Genomic DNA, 13763 nt, shown 5'->3' on the forward strand with positions numbered 1-13763 from the left:
TTGCTCGCATGAAATCAGGCGCGGACCTGCTGCGGATCGAGAATTTGAATATCTCGTTCGCGATGCTCGGTGGGCAGATCGATGCCGTCCGCAATGCTAGCCTGCGCGTCCTGCCAGGCAAGGTGACTGCGCTGGTCGGCGAATCCGGCTCCGGGAAATCTGTGATCAGCCAGGCGGTGATGGGCATCCTGCCGAAATCCGCCACCTGTAGCGGCCGCATTCTCTTTTGCGATCCTGCCCAGGACGAACAACCGGTCGATCTTCTGGCCATGCCGCGCGACGGACGGGAAATCCGCAATCTGCGCGGCAACCGCATCGGCAAGATCTTCCAGGAGCCGATGACCTCGCTGTCGCCGCTGCACACGGTCGGCAATCAGATCAGCGAGTCCCTGAAAATCCATACGCATATGTCCAGCCGCGAGCGGCGCGACCGCACCGAGGAAATGCTGGGACTGGTCGGGTTTCCCAAGCCGTCACGCGCCTTCGATATGTACCCTTTCGAGCTGTCGGGTGGCATGCGCCAGCGCGCCATGATCGCCATGGCGCTGATCTGCAATCCCGCGCTTCTGATTGCCGACGAGCCGACGACTGCGCTCGATGTGACCATCCAGGCGCAGATTCTGCAATTGTTGCGCAGCCTGCAGACCAAGCTGAACATGGCGATGTTGCTGATCACCCATGATCTCGGTGTCGTCGCCAATGTCGCCGACGAGGTTGTGGTCATCTATCACGGCGAGATCATGGAAGCCGGACCGGTGGAGGCGATTTTCCGCAATCCCTCGCATCCCTATCTCAAAGGCCTGATGGCAGCCGTTCCGCATTTCGACATGAAGCCCGGCGAACGCCTGAAGGCACTGCGCGAGGTCCCTGTCAATACAAGCAGCCTGCTTGGCAAGAAGAAGATCATTGCTGCCGACGAAGCGCTAAAGCCGGAAATCCTGCTATCCGTGCGTGATGTCAGCAAGACCTTCACCACCCGCAAATCGAGCTGGATGAGCAAGGACGCGGCAGCCGCTGTCAAGGCCGTCGACGGCGTCAGCTTCGACATCATGCGCGGCGAATGTCTTGGGCTGGTGGGCGAAAGCGGCTGCGGCAAGACCACGCTCAGCAAGATCCTGATGCGCGCAGTGACGCCGGACACCGGCGCCGTGATGCTCAACAGCAGCGACGGCCCGATCGACGTGTTGAAGGCGGAAGGTTCGGAATTGCAGGACCTGCGCACCAAAGTCCAGATGGTGTTCCAGGATCCGGTTTCCTCGCTGTCGCCACGCATGACGGTGCAGAACATCCTCAGCGAACCACTCGAAATCCATGGCCGCGGCAATGGCAAGTCCCGCGTGGAAAGAGTGACCGCGCTGCTGAAAGCGATCGGCCTCAGCGAACGCCACCTCAATCGCTATCCACACAGCTTTTCGGGTGGCCAGCGGCAGCGCATCGGCATTGCCAGAGCACTGGCGCTCGGACCTGACCTGTTGATCTGCGACGAGCCTGTTTCGGCGCTCGATGTGTCGGTTCAGGCGCAGATCCTCAACTTGCTGAAGGATCTGCAGAAGGAGCTGGGACTTACCTACCTGTTCATCTCGCACAACCTCGCCGTCGTCGACTACATGGCCGACCGGATCGCGGTGATGTGTGGTGGCCGCATTGTGGAAATCGCCCCGCGCGAGACGCTGATGGAAGCGCCCGTTCATCCCTACACCAAATCGCTGCTCGCCGCCGTGCCCTTCCCCGATCTCGACCGGCCACTCGACTTTTCGCTGCTCAATCCCAGTGGCGCCGCCGACAAGCGCAGCTGGGGCAAGCATTTTTCCGATGATGGAGACGCAAATGTGCTGGGGACGGCAGACCTCGGCAACGGTCATCTTGTTCTGGCGCGAAAGAGCGCCGATGTCAGGGAGCTCGTACCATGATCACACGGCGCACTACCCTTGGCCTGCTTGCTACCGCCCTCGTACCCGGCATCGCACGAGCGACACCGGAGCCGCCATTCCTGAGGCCCTTTCTGCGGGCTCAGGCCCTGCCTGACCTGCCGGATCGCCTGCCGAAAAACCCACGGCGCGTCAATCTCGCCGCCATGGGCCGTGAGCCCGGAAAGTATGGCGGCACCGTCCGGATGCTGATCGGCAGCCAGAAGGACATCCGGATGATGACGATCAACGGCTATGCCCGTCTGGTCGGCTATACCGAGGACCTGAAATTCCAGCCCGATATTCTGGAAAGCTTCGACGTTCAGGAAGGCCGGATCTTCACCTTCAAGATCCGTGATGGCCACCGCTGGTCGAACGGCAGCTACCTGACCTCCGAGGATTTCCGCTATACCTGGGAAGATGTCATCCTCAACAAGGATCTGCGCAAAGGCGGCGTCCAGCGCGAACTTCTCGCCGATGGCGAAGGGCCGACTTTCGAGATCATCGACGAACTGACCGTACGCTATACCTGGAAAGTGCCGAACCCGGATTTCCTGCCGGGCCTCGCAGCCGCTTCCCCGGTCGTCATCCTGATGCCGTCGGCCTATATGCGGCATTTCCACAAGAAGTATCAGGACGATTTCCGCCTCTCGGCGCTGATGAAACGGTATCGCGTCAAGAAATGGGCCGATCTGCACATCAAGATGTCGCGCCAGTACCGGCCTGAAAATCCCGACCTGCCGTCGCTGGATCCGTGGATTCCGCGCACGGCCCCGCCAGCCGAGCAGTTCGTGTTCGAGCGCAACCCGTTCTTCCACCGGATCGACGAAAACGGCTTGCAGCTGCCCTATATCGATCGCTGGCTGCTCAATATCAGCTCGTCGGAAATCATCGCGGCCAAGACGGGTGCCGGTGAAACCGACCTGCAGTCCACCGGCGTCGATTTTTCCGACTACGCCTTCTTCAAGGATGCGGAAAAACGCTATCCCGTGAAGGTCAATCTCTGGAAACGTATTCAAGGCTCCCGCCTTACCCTTCTGCCGAACCTCAACTGTGCCGACAAGGTCTGGCGCGATCTGTTCTGGGACGTCCGCTTCCGCCGCGCCCTGTCTCTGGCGATTGACCGGCACGAAATCAACATGGTCAGCTTTTACGGCCTTGCCAGCGAAAGTGCCGATACCATCCTGCCGGACAGCCCGCTGTTCAAACCGGAATACGCGGCGGCCTGGGCCAGCCATGATCCGGATCAGGCCAACAGGCTGCTCGACGAGGTCGGCCTGACGCAACGCAACAGCGACGGCATCCGTCTCCTGCCCGACGGACGGGAAGCCCAGATCGTCGTCGAGACCGCCGGTGAGAGCACGCTCGAGACCGACGTGCTGGAACTCATCAAGGACCATTGGGCGAAAATCGGTTTCGCGCTTTTTATCAAGACCTCGCAACGGGACGTTTTCAGCAGCCGGACGATGAGCGGCGAGATCATGATGTCGATGTGGTCAGGCATCGAAAACGGTGTGCCCACAGCCGATATGAACCCCGGCGATCTTGCACCCAGCAGAGACGACCAGTTTCAGTGGCCGGCATGGGGCATGTACTACCTGTCCATCGGACAGAACGGCAGTGCGCCAGAGTTGCCCGAAGCAATCAAGCTGATCGATCTGCTCAAGGAATGGCGAAAAACCGTCGAAAAGGAAGACAGAACGCGTATCTGGCACGAAATGCTGGAAATCTATACACAGAACGTCTTCTCGATCGGCATCGTCAACGCAGCACTCCAGCCGATCATGCACTCCGCCTATATCCGCAACATTCCCGAAAAAGGCCTCTACGGTTTCGACCCGACCTGCTATCTCGGGGTCTACATGCCAGATACGTTCTGGTACAGCGAAGAGGTTAGCTGACCATGTTGCGTTACATTTTCTGGCGTATCCTGGCGATGATCCCGACGCTGGTGATCATCTCAGCGCTGGTCTTTACCATCATCGAACTGCCGCCGGGTGATTACTTCGAGAGCTACATTGCCGAACTTCGTGCCCAGGGCGAAGCCGTGGACACCGCCGAGATCGATGCTTTGCGTAAGGAATACGGCTTCGATCAACCCCCGGTGATGCGTTATTTCCATTGGGCCGCGGGCCTGGTGCAGGGCGATTATGGCTATTCCTTCGAATACCAGCTGCCGGTCAACGAGGTGGTGGGCGACCGGCTGTGGCTGACCGTGCTGGTCTCCTTCGTTACCATCCTGTTCACCTGGCTGATCGCCTTTCCGATCGGCATCTATTCCGCCACGCATCAATACAGCTGGGGCGATTACGGCCTCACCTTCATCGGACTGATCGGCATCGCCATTCCGAACTTCATGTTCGCGCTGATCCTGATGTATTTCGCCAATATCTGGTTCGGCACCTCGATCGGCCATCTGATGGACCAGAAATATCTGGCCGAACCGATGAGCTGGGCAAAGGCGAAGTCCATTCTCGAACATCTGTGGATACCGGTGCTGATCGTCGGCACGGCAGGCACTGCCGGCATGATCCGCCGTTTGCGCGCCAATCTGCTCGACGAACTGCAGAAACAATATGTCGTGACTGCCCGCGCCAAGGGCTTGCATCCGTTCCGCGCACTGGTCAAATATCCGCTGCGCATGGCACTGAACTTCTTCATTTCGGATATCGGCTCGATCCTGCCGGCAATTATTTCAGGGGCGGAAATCACGGCGATCGTGCTTTCGCTCGAAACGACGGGACCGATGCTGATCAAAGCGTTGCAAAGTCAGGATATGTATCTTGCTGGTTCGTTCCTGATGTTCCTGGCCTTCCTCACCGTGATCGGCGTGCTGATTTCAGACATCGCGCTCGCATTGCTCGATCCGCGCATCAGACTGCAAGGCGGTAGCACCAAGTGACGGTATCCCTCCCTCAATCCGGCGAACCGCTGTCGCATTACGTTTCAACGGCACCGTTCGATCCGCACTCCGTCGATGCGATGACGGAAGAGCAGTCGCGGATCTATCAGGCCTCGCAATTGCGGCTGATGTGGTGGAAATTCAAGAAGCACCGGCTGGCGCTGTTTTCCTTGTATTTCCTGGCCTTCCTGTACGCGACCATTGCGATCGTCGAGTTCCTGGCCCCGTACAACCTGCATACCCGCAACGTCGATTTCATCCATTCGCCGCCGCAACGCGTCCATCTTTTCCACGATGGAAAATTCGTCGGACCGTTCGTCTATGGCCGCACGATGACGCTCGATATGGATACGCTGCGCCGCATCTACACCGAAAAGCCGGATCAGGTCGAACCGATCCGCTTCTTCTGCCGCGGCGATGGCTATAAATTCTGGAGCCTGGTGCAGACCAATGTGCATCTGGCCTGCCCCGCCAAGGACGGGCAAATGTTCCTGCTGGGGAGCGACCGGCTCGGCCGCGACGTGCTGTCACGTATCCTTTATGGAGCGCGGATATCGTTGACCATCGGCCTGCTCGGCATCACCATGAGCTTTGTGCTGGGCATCACCATTGGTGGACTTGCAGGCTACCACGGCGGTGTCTTCGACCTGATCGTCCAGCGTATCATCGAGGTGCTGCAATCGATACCGAGCATTCCGCTATGGATGGCGCTTGCGGCCATCATGCCGGTGACCTGGAGCCCGATCCTGATCTACCTCGGCATCACCGCCATTCTGGGCCTGCTCGACTGGACAGGGCTGGCGCGCGCGGTGCGCTCCAAGCTTTTGGCCTTGCGCGAAGAGGACTACGTGCAGGCAGCCCAGTTGATGGGCGCCGGCTCAGGCCGCATCATCGGCCGCCACCTCGTGCCGGGCTTCATGTCGCACCTGATTGCAACGGCGACGCTCGCGGTCCCCGGCATGATCCTGGGCGAGACGGCGCTAAGCTTCCTTGGCCTTGGTCTTCGCCCGCCGATCACCAGCTGGGGTATTCTTCTGACCGAAGCCCGCAGCGTCAGCGTCATTGCTTTTTATCCATGGCTGTTGTTTCCAACCATCCCGGTCATCCTCGTGATTCTGGCGTTCAATTTCCTGGGCGACGGATTGCGCGATGCAGCCGATCCGTACAAGTGAAGTGGATACCCATATGCTAAGGACGCTCCTTCCGGAGATTGGCAACGCCATGGGAGATAAGAGGCCCCGCTTATGACGCGCCGGATCGAAGACGCCCGCATCCTCATGTACAGCCATGACACGTTCGGCCTCGGTCACCTCAGACGGTGCCGGACGATCGCGCATTCGCTGGTCGAGGACTATCGCGGCGTCAATATCCTGATCATTTCAGGCGCGACCATAGCCGGTGCCTTCGATTATCGGGCCCGCGTTGATTTCGTCAAAATCCCCAGCGTCATCAAGTTGCGCAACGGCGAATACACCTCGATGGACAGGCATATCGACCTGCACGAGACGATGAAGATGCGCAAATCGATCATACGTCACACGGCAGAGACATTCCAGCCGGACATCTTCATTGTCGACAAGGAACCAATGGGGCTGCAGGGCGAAGTCGAGGACACCCTCGCCTATCTGAAAAAACAGGGAACGACCCTGGTTCTCGGCCTGCGCGAAGTCATGGACGCGCCGCATCTGCTCGATGCGGAATGGAAGCGTAATGACGTGATGCGCAAGATCGGCCAGTTCTACGACAGCGTCTGGGTCTATGGCCCACCGGATTTCTACGATCCCCTCGTCGGCCTCGACGTACCCCCGACCGTGCGCAGCAAGATGGATTTCGTCGGCTTTCTGCAAAGAAGCGTCTCGCAGGATGTCGAATCCGAACACAAGCCCAAGGGCGACTATATTCTGATCACCACGGGCGGCGGCGGCGACGGCTCCGACCTGATCCACGATGTGATCGATGCCTACCAGGAAGACCCGACCCTGACGCACAAGTCGCTGGTCGTGCTCGGTCCCTATATGCCGGTCAAGCAGCGCCACAAGCTGTTGATGAAATGCGCGAAGATCCCTTATCTCGAGGTGATCGAGTTCGACAACCGCATGGAAGAGCTGATCGCTGGCGCCAAGGCCGTGCTCGCTATGGGCGGCTATAACACCTATTGCGAGATTCTGTCCTTCGACAAACCGGCGCTGATCGTCCCGAGGGTCATGCCGCGCGAAGAACAGCTTATCCGCGCCAGCCGCGCCGCAGAGCTTGGGCTGATCGACATGCTTCTGCCCGAAGAGGCGGCCGACCCGATGCGCTTTGCCGCCGCACTCAAGGCGTTGCCCGAGCGCGATCCACCCTCAAAGAGCGCCAAGGGCATGACGCTTGAAGGTCTTGCGAACATCTCGCAGATCGTCGGAGAATGGCTTGGCCGCCGCGACCGCGAGCATTTGAAGGTCGTTAAGGGATTGAGCCAGAATTGACTGAACGCCGCAAGATCGTCGTGGTGCTGAAGGGATATCCGCGCCTGTCGGAAACCTTCATCGCCCAGGAACTGCTTGGACTGGAACGCGCGGGCTTCGACCTTGAGCTGGTGGCACTGCGCCGGCCGACGGACAAGAAGCGCCATCCGATCCATGACGAGATCCGCGCTCCGGTCCATTATCTGCCGGAATATCTGCACGAGGAACCGCTTCGGGTCGCGCGTGCGCTCTTCCGCTGCCTGCCCAAACCCGGTTTCTGGAGCGCCTTACCCACGTTCGTCAGCGATCTTTGGCGCGACCGGACACGCAACCGGGTTCGCCGCTTCGGCCAGGCGATGGTTCTGTCGGCCGAATGGCCAAAGGGCGGCGAATGGCTGCACGCGCATTTCATCCACACCCCGGCCTCCGTTGCGCGCTATGCCAGCATGATCACCGGCATCGGCTGGACCTGTTCGGCCCATGCCAAGGACATCTGGACATCCCCGGAATGGGAACTGGCCGGCAAGCTCGCCAGCACCCGCTGGACGGTGACCTGCACGCAAACCGGCTTTGAGCACCTGCGCCATCTTGCCGGCGGCAAGCCCCATGTGCACTTGAGTTACCACGGCCTCGATCTCAGCCGTTTCGGACCATTTGACGGCGCCCGCCCAGACTATGACGGCTCCGATCCGGCTCGCCCCGTCACGATCGTCAGCGTCGGCCGCGCGGTCGAGAAGAAGGGCTTCGATATCCTTTTGCGGGCGCTGAGCCTCTTGCCTGCCGGTCTCAACTGGCGGCTCGTCCATATCGGTGGCGGCGATCTCTTGAAAAAGCTGCAGGCATTGGCATCCGAACTCGGCATCGCCGAGAAAATTGTCTGGCATGGATCCCTGTCGCAGACCGAAGTGCTGCAGCAATATCGCACCGCCGATATCTTTGCGCTTGCCTGCCGCATCACCGCCGATGGTGACCGGGACGGATTGCCAAACGTGATCGTCGAGGCATCGAGCCAGGCGCTGGTCTGCATATCAACGGATATTTCCGGGATACCCGAGCTTCTCACCGATGGCGAAAACGGCTTTGTTGTCCCGCCGGAATGCCCACAAGCGCTTTCACGCGCGCTGGAGCAAGCCATCCGCGATCCGGCGCTGCGCAAGCGTCTCGGTGAAGCTGCCGAACGCAAGGTCCGTGGTCACTTCGACCATCAGACCAGCATCCGCCAATTGAAAGACCTGTTTGAGAGTGAGTGGCGGAATGACCGATAGCAGACCAAGAGGCCCCCGCGCCTTTTTCTATGTGCAGCACCTGCTCGGCATCGGCCATCTTGCCCGGGCAAGCCGTATCGCCCGCGCGCTGGCCGAAGACGGTTTCGAGGTGACGGTCGTTACCGGCGGCACCCCGGTGCCCGGTTTCCCCGGCCCACTCGTCCAGCATGTCGCCCTGCCGCCGATCACGTCAGGTGATGCCGGCTTTTCGGGGCTCGCCGATATCAATGGCAATCCGGTCGATGACGCCTTCAAGGAAAGCCGCAAGGAACAACTGCTCGCCGCCTTTCACCAAAGCCAACCCGATATCGTCATCATCGAAGCATTCCCGTTCGGCCGCCGTCAGGTCCGGTTCGAACTTTTGCCGCTGCTTGAGGCGATCGCGGCGATGGAAAACAAGCCGCTGGTCGTCACGTCGCTGCGTGATATCCTGCAGGAACGCTCCAAGCCCGGCCGCGACGAAGAAACGGTTGCCTTGGTGAAGCAATACTTTGATCGCATTCTGGTGCATGGCGACCCGGCCTTCGCCCGGCTGGAAGACACGTTTCCGCTGGCTGCCGAAATTACGGACAAAGTCATCTATACCGGGTTGGTCGCAGCCCCCGCCCCTGCGCAGCCAACAGAGCGTTTCGACGTTATCGTCTCGGCCGGTGGCGGCGCCGTCGGCAATGCCTTGATCCGCGCCGCCCTCGAAGCGGCAAAATCGATCGGCGGTTCACTGTCCTGGGCCTTGATCACCGGCCCCAACCTGCCACAGTCCGATTTCGACGCGATCTCGGCCGATGCGCCGGCCCATGTCAGCGTCTACCGCTTCCGTCCGGATTTCGCGGGCCTTCTCGCCGGTGCGAAACTGTCGGTATCACAGGCGGGCTACAACACGGTTTGCGACATCCTGCGGGCCGGATGCCATGCCCTGCTCATCCCCTTCACGGCTGGCGGCGAAACCGAGCAGACAGTTCGGGCCGAGCGCCTCGAAAAGCTTGGGCTGGCCCATATCCTGACCGAGGACGATCTGTCGGCAGAAAGCATGACGCGGGCGATCGAAACAGCGCTTGCAGCGACGAACCGCCCGCCGCACACGCTCGATCTCGACGGCGCCCAGCGCACCGCCGAAATCCTGCGCGGATTGATCTGATCGAAGATCAGACCGTCCCGATCACCATGAAGCGAGTATATTTCTTCATCTTCAGCGACCCGGCAAAGGCGACGTGCGAAAGCGATGTTTGCTCCTTGAAGGCCTCCAGCGACGGCACGCAGTTGATGTGGGTCGGCTCGCTGAAATAATCGTTCGACTGCAGCAGCACCTTGGTGCCGCGTGGCAATAGAGCCAGCCATGCCGGCAGATCGGCAATGTGCTCGCAGCTGGTGTTGATGACGAGATCGGCGCCGCGGGTGCTGTAATCGACAGTATACATATCGTGCGTGGTCGTGCGGAAACGCTCACCAACTTTGGCGTTCAACGTCTCAGCGATTTCGGCGACGGCCGGATCGATGTCGATGCTCTCGAACAGGTCGATGTCGAAGCGGCTGTCATCGAAACACATGGCCGGAAGCACACCGTACCAGCCGCCGAGCAGGACGATGTGCTTAAATTTTCCGCCAAGGCTTTCAAACAGCTTTTCGCGTGCCCATATCTTGCTTCCAACCTGCTTGTGGTTGAAGGCCGTGCCGAGGTCCGCATCCGGATATTTGGCGATGACTTTCGCAAGGCCTTCTATCAGAGAGCTTCCCGTATAGGCGGACAGACCGCGGATGATATCGAAGGCACTCTCGTGCCAATCTGTTGTGTTTGCTTCGTTTGATCGGGTGGTTTTCATCATGCGCGTGTTGTAGTCTGGACTTTTCTGGAGTGCAAGGAATGCAAGTCAACCTGAAGGATGCCACCTCCGTTTCGCCGCCCCTGGAGGCGGGAAAGGACATACCGCATCTGGCAGGACTGGGCGCAACCATGCGGCAGGTCTTTGCTGCCCACTTCATGCGCGACTGCCCGCACATCCTGGAAATCGGCGGCCATATCCGGCCAATCACCCCTTATCTGACCCATCATCCGCTATCGGTCACCTCCGTCGATCCGAAGACGGAGGCCTATGAGGCAAACGAGCTGAACGGCCAGCAATGCCATGTGCGGCATATTCCGGCCAAGTTCCAGCAGATCGACTATCATTATCAGCCCGGAAGCTATGGTCTCGTCCTGCTCGGCTATTCACTCAAACCGTTCGGCCGCAAGGATCCGCTCGGCGAGCTGCTGTTCTCGCTGATCGAAAACGCCAAGATCGTGGTTATCGAATACGCTCCGGAACTCGAACGCGCCGCCTCCCAGGTCCCGCATATCGTCAGCCGTCCGGCGGTGACGGTCCGTGGACAATTCGATCTTCATCTGCACGACCCGGAGATCGCCGGCACACCCTATGCTGCCCGGCGCTTCTACGTCCTTGACACCCGCTATACGGCCAGTTGAATCTCCCCATGGAAAAAAGCATAGCCCGCTACATCTGGACGCACACGAGAGGCCAGCAGCTCTGGATCCTTCTGGTCGTCGCCGTCTCGATGATCCCCTATTTCCTGTCGTTCGACCTGCCCAAACAGATCGTCAACGGGCCGATCCAGGGTCAGGGGTTTGACCAGCCGGGTGCCACCCAAACGTTCATGAATATCAGTTTCGACCTGCCATGGCTCGGAACCGTGACGCTGTTTGACGGCGTCGAACTGACCCGCATGCAGACCCTGTTTGCCCTCAGCATGGTTTTCCTGCTGCTGGTCATCATCAACGGCCTCTTCAAGTTCTATATCAACACCTACAAGGGCCGGCTCGGCGAACGCCTGCTGCGCCGCATCCGCTTCGAACTCGTGGACCGGATCCTGCGTTTCCCGCCCGGCCAGTTCAAGCGGATGAAGGGCGCTGAAGTGTCCAGCATGGTCAAGGACGAGGTCGAGCCGCTTGGCGGCTTCACCGGCGATGCCTTCGTCCAGCCCGCTTTGCTCGGCGGCCAGGCCTTGACGGCCCTGTTCTTCATCTTCATGCAGAATACCTGGCTTGGCCTGATCGCCGCTGTCATGGTCGGCGTCCAGGCCGTGATCATTCCGCGCATGCGCCGGCGGCTGCTGGTGCTCGGCCGCGAACGCCAGATCACCGCCCGGGAACTCGCCGGCCGCGTCAGCGAGATTGTCGACGGCATCGGCACCATCCACGCCTATGATACATCCAACTTTGAGCGCGCCGATATCGCCTCGCGCCTCGGCCGCATCTTCAAGATCCGCTACGACCTCTACCAGTGGAAATTCCTGGTCAAGTTCATCAACAACTTCCTCGCCCAGCTCACCCCCTTCCTGTTCTATTGCATCGGCGGTTACCTCGCATTGCAGGGCCGTCTCGACATCGGTCAGTTGATCGCCGTGATCAGCGCCTACAAGGACCTGCCCGGCCCGCTGAAGGACCTGATCGACTGGGACCAGACCCGCCAGGATGTTCAGGTCAAGTATGTTCAGGTCGTCGAGCAATTCAGCGTCGACAAGACCATCGATCCGGCCATCCAGGCCATCGCCGTCAAGGACGCCGGTTCGCTGAAGCATCCGCTGGCAGCCGTCAACCTGTCGCTGGCCGACGATAGCGGCGCCAAGCTTCTGGAGCGCGTGTCGGTCCAGATCCATCCCGGCGAAACCGTTGCCATCGTCGGTGGTGCCGCCGGTGGCGGCGACATGCTGGCGGAAGCGTTTGCGCGGCTCACATGGCCAGAGAGCGGCAAGGTAACGGCAGGTGGCGATGATCTGCTGGAAATACCGGAATCGGTCACGGGCCGGGCGATCTCCTATGTTTCCTCCGATGCCTATTTCTTCTACGGAAGCCTTCGCGACAATCTGCTTTACGGCCTCAAGCACGCGCCTCTGAAGGAAGCCGTTTATGAAGGCAGCGGCGCTGCGCATCGCAAGTGGCAGATCGCCGAGGCCAAACTCGCCGGCAATCCGGACTACGACGTAAACAGTGACTGGATCGACTACGAGGCCGCCAACGCGACGAACCGCGACGATCTCTTCACGCCCGTCCTGTCGGTGCTCGACACGGTGCAACTGTCAAAGGACATTCTCGACCTCGCGCTTCGCAGTACCGTGTCCCCTGACGAGCACCCCGGCCTTGCCGAGGGCATCGTCGAAATGCGCCACGCCCTTCGCGACGAATTGGAAGAGGCTGGCCTCAGCAGCCTCGTCGTCTCCTTCGAGCCCGGCGCTTACAATACCGAGGCGACAGTCGGCGAAAACCTTCTGTTCGGCACTGCAACCGGCCCGGCATTCATCGGCAAGGCAATCGGCAAGAACGCCTATTTCCGCTCCGTCGTCGGCCGTTCCGGCCTAGACCGCATCCTGTTCGACATGGGCTACAGCATCGCCGAGAACGCGGTGGAACTGTTCGCCGACCTGCCGCCGGATCATCCGTTCTTCCAGCAGCTGACCTTCATGACGGCGGATGACATTCCCGATTATCAGCTGCTGCTGCAGAAGTTGAAGGGCAAGGGCTTTGATGCCGCCTCGGAAGATGATCGCGGCCAGATCATTCGCCTGAGCTTCCGCTATGTCGAACCGCGGCATCGTTTCGGTCTTTTGACGGACGAACTGATGGCCAAGATCGTCGATGTGCGCCGTCAGTTCCACGACGGCCTGCCCGACAATATGCGTGGCGATATCGAGCGCTACGACCCGGAACACTATCTGGCGTCAGCAAGCCTGATGGACAACATCCTGTTTGGCCGCATCAGCCACAAGCATAGCGACGGGTCGAAGCGCATTCGCTCGATCGTCAGCTCGCTTTTGAACTCGCTCGGCCTGCTCGAACGCGTCATCGATATCGGCCTGGATTTCAATCTGGGTGCCGGCGGCAAACGGCTGACTGCAGTGCAGCGGCAGAAACTCAATCTGGCGCGTGCCCTGGTCCGCAAGTCTGAATATTACATCTTCAACCGGCCCCTGCCCGGCCTCGATCACCGTCTTCAGGATGAAATCGTCCGCGACGTGCTGAAGCTGGTGCGCCGGGACGGGCGCGATCCGGCAGTCGTCTGGGTCCTTTCAAACACTGCGCTGTCCAGTCTGTTCGACCGTGTGCTTGTCTTTGACCGCGGCTTGCTTGTGGAAGAAGGAACGCATGCGGCGCTGGTCAAGAATAACGGTATCTTTAAGGAGCTTGTGTCATCATAATGCCAGTGGAGAAGTCCAAGCGTGCGACGGGGATGCAGGCAGGGCAATCCTCGCGATGCCA

The 13763-nt window shown here is 60.0% G+C and carries 10 protein-coding genes; 9 read left to right on the forward strand and 1 reads right to left on the reverse strand.

All coding sequences use genetic code 11. The features are described 5' to 3' along the window. Positions 1 to 8: 8 nt before the first annotated feature. The 7 genes from ASD36_RS27905 to ASD36_RS27935 all read left to right on the forward strand — a co-directional run bounded on the left by ASD36_RS27905 (position 9) and on the right by ASD36_RS27935 (position 9653). Positions 9 to 1910, forward strand: coding sequence for an ABC transporter ATP-binding protein (locus tag ASD36_RS27905; RefSeq protein ID WP_060505996.1), 1902 nt, complete (start codon positions 9 to 11; stop codon positions 1908 to 1910). Then, positions 1907 to 3808 (forward strand): ABC transporter substrate-binding protein, encoded by a 1902-nt coding sequence (locus tag ASD36_RS27910; protein WP_060505997.1) that lies wholly within the window; start codon positions 1907 to 1909, stop codon positions 3806 to 3808. Before ASD36_RS27905 ends, ASD36_RS27910 begins: the two co-directional genes overlap by 4 nt. A gap of 2 nt (positions 3809 to 3810) precedes the next feature. Continuing rightward, the gene (locus ASD36_RS27915) at positions 3811 to 4809 is read left to right on the forward strand and encodes an ABC transporter permease (RefSeq protein ID WP_060505998.1); all 999 of its coding nucleotides are present in this window, start codon (positions 3811 to 3813) and stop codon (positions 4807 to 4809) included. Beyond that, entirely contained in the window at positions 4806 to 5981 is a 1176-nt protein-coding gene (locus ASD36_RS27920; RefSeq protein ID WP_060505999.1) for an ABC transporter permease, read from the forward strand. The genes ASD36_RS27915 and ASD36_RS27920 overlap by 4 nt, the downstream gene beginning before the upstream one ends. Before the next feature lie 72 nt (positions 5982 to 6053). Next, positions 6054 to 7274, forward strand: a complete 1221-nt coding sequence (locus tag ASD36_RS27925; protein ID WP_060506000.1) for a glycosyltransferase family protein — start codon at positions 6054 to 6056, stop codon at positions 7272 to 7274. After that, positions 7271 to 8518, forward strand: a complete 1248-nt coding sequence (locus ASD36_RS27930; protein ID WP_060506001.1) for a glycosyltransferase family 4 protein — start codon at positions 7271 to 7273, stop codon at positions 8516 to 8518. Before ASD36_RS27925 ends, ASD36_RS27930 begins: the two co-directional genes overlap by 4 nt. Then, positions 8508 to 9653, forward strand: a complete 1146-nt coding sequence (locus tag ASD36_RS27935; protein ID WP_060506002.1) for a glycosyltransferase — start codon at positions 8508 to 8510, stop codon at positions 9651 to 9653. Before ASD36_RS27930 ends, ASD36_RS27935 begins: the two co-directional genes overlap by 11 nt. Positions 9654 to 9660: 7 nt before the next feature. Here ASD36_RS27935 and ASD36_RS27940 read toward each other — a convergent pair whose 3' ends face one another. After that, positions 9661 to 10338 (reverse strand): hypothetical protein, encoded by a 678-nt coding sequence (locus tag ASD36_RS27940; RefSeq protein ID WP_060506003.1) that lies wholly within the window; start codon positions 10336 to 10338, stop codon positions 9661 to 9663. Positions 10339 to 10376: 38 nt separating this feature from the next. On the opposite strand from ASD36_RS27940, the gene ASD36_RS27945 reads away from it, so the two are divergent. Continuing rightward, positions 10377 to 10976 (forward strand): hypothetical protein, encoded by a 600-nt coding sequence (locus ASD36_RS27945; RefSeq protein ID WP_060506004.1) that lies wholly within the window; start codon positions 10377 to 10379, stop codon positions 10974 to 10976. Between the two features lie 8 nt (positions 10977 to 10984). Then, positions 10985 to 13702: an ABC transporter ATP-binding protein gene (locus ASD36_RS27950; protein ID WP_060506005.1), complete on the forward strand. Its 2718-nt coding sequence runs from the start codon at positions 10985 to 10987 to the stop codon at positions 13700 to 13702. Positions 13703 to 13763 lie beyond the last annotated feature (61 nt).

This window comes from Rhizobium sp. Root1334 (assembly GCF_001426665.1).
Lineage (GTDB): Bacteria > Pseudomonadota > Alphaproteobacteria > Rhizobiales > Rhizobiaceae > Pararhizobium.

Bases quoted from the DNA above. Each gene is read 5' to 3' on its own strand.
- ASD36_RS27905 (WP_060505996.1), top strand. From the start codon at position 9: ATGAAATCAGGCGCGGACCTGCTGCGGATCGAGAATTTGAATATCTCG.
- ASD36_RS27910 (WP_060505997.1), top strand. From the start codon at position 1,907: ATGATCACACGGCGCACTACCCTTGGCCTGCTTGCTACCGCCCTCGTA.
- ASD36_RS27915 (WP_060505998.1), top strand. From the start codon at position 3,811: ATGTTGCGTTACATTTTCTGGCGTATCCTGGCGATGATCCCGACGCTG.
- ASD36_RS27925 (WP_060506000.1), top strand. From the start codon at position 6,054: ATGACGCGCCGGATCGAAGACGCCCGCATCCTCATGTACAGCCATGAC.
- ASD36_RS27935 (WP_060506002.1), top strand. From the start codon at position 8,508: ATGACCGATAGCAGACCAAGAGGCCCCCGCGCCTTTTTCTATGTGCAG.
- ASD36_RS27940 (WP_060506003.1), bottom strand. From the start codon at position 10,338: ATGATGAAAACCACCCGATCAAACGAAGCAAACACAACAGATTGGCAC.
- ASD36_RS27945 (WP_060506004.1), top strand. From the start codon at position 10,377: ATGCAAGTCAACCTGAAGGATGCCACCTCCGTTTCGCCGCCCCTGGAG.
- ASD36_RS27950 (WP_060506005.1), top strand. From the start codon at position 10,985: ATGGAAAAAAGCATAGCCCGCTACATCTGGACGCACACGAGAGGCCAG.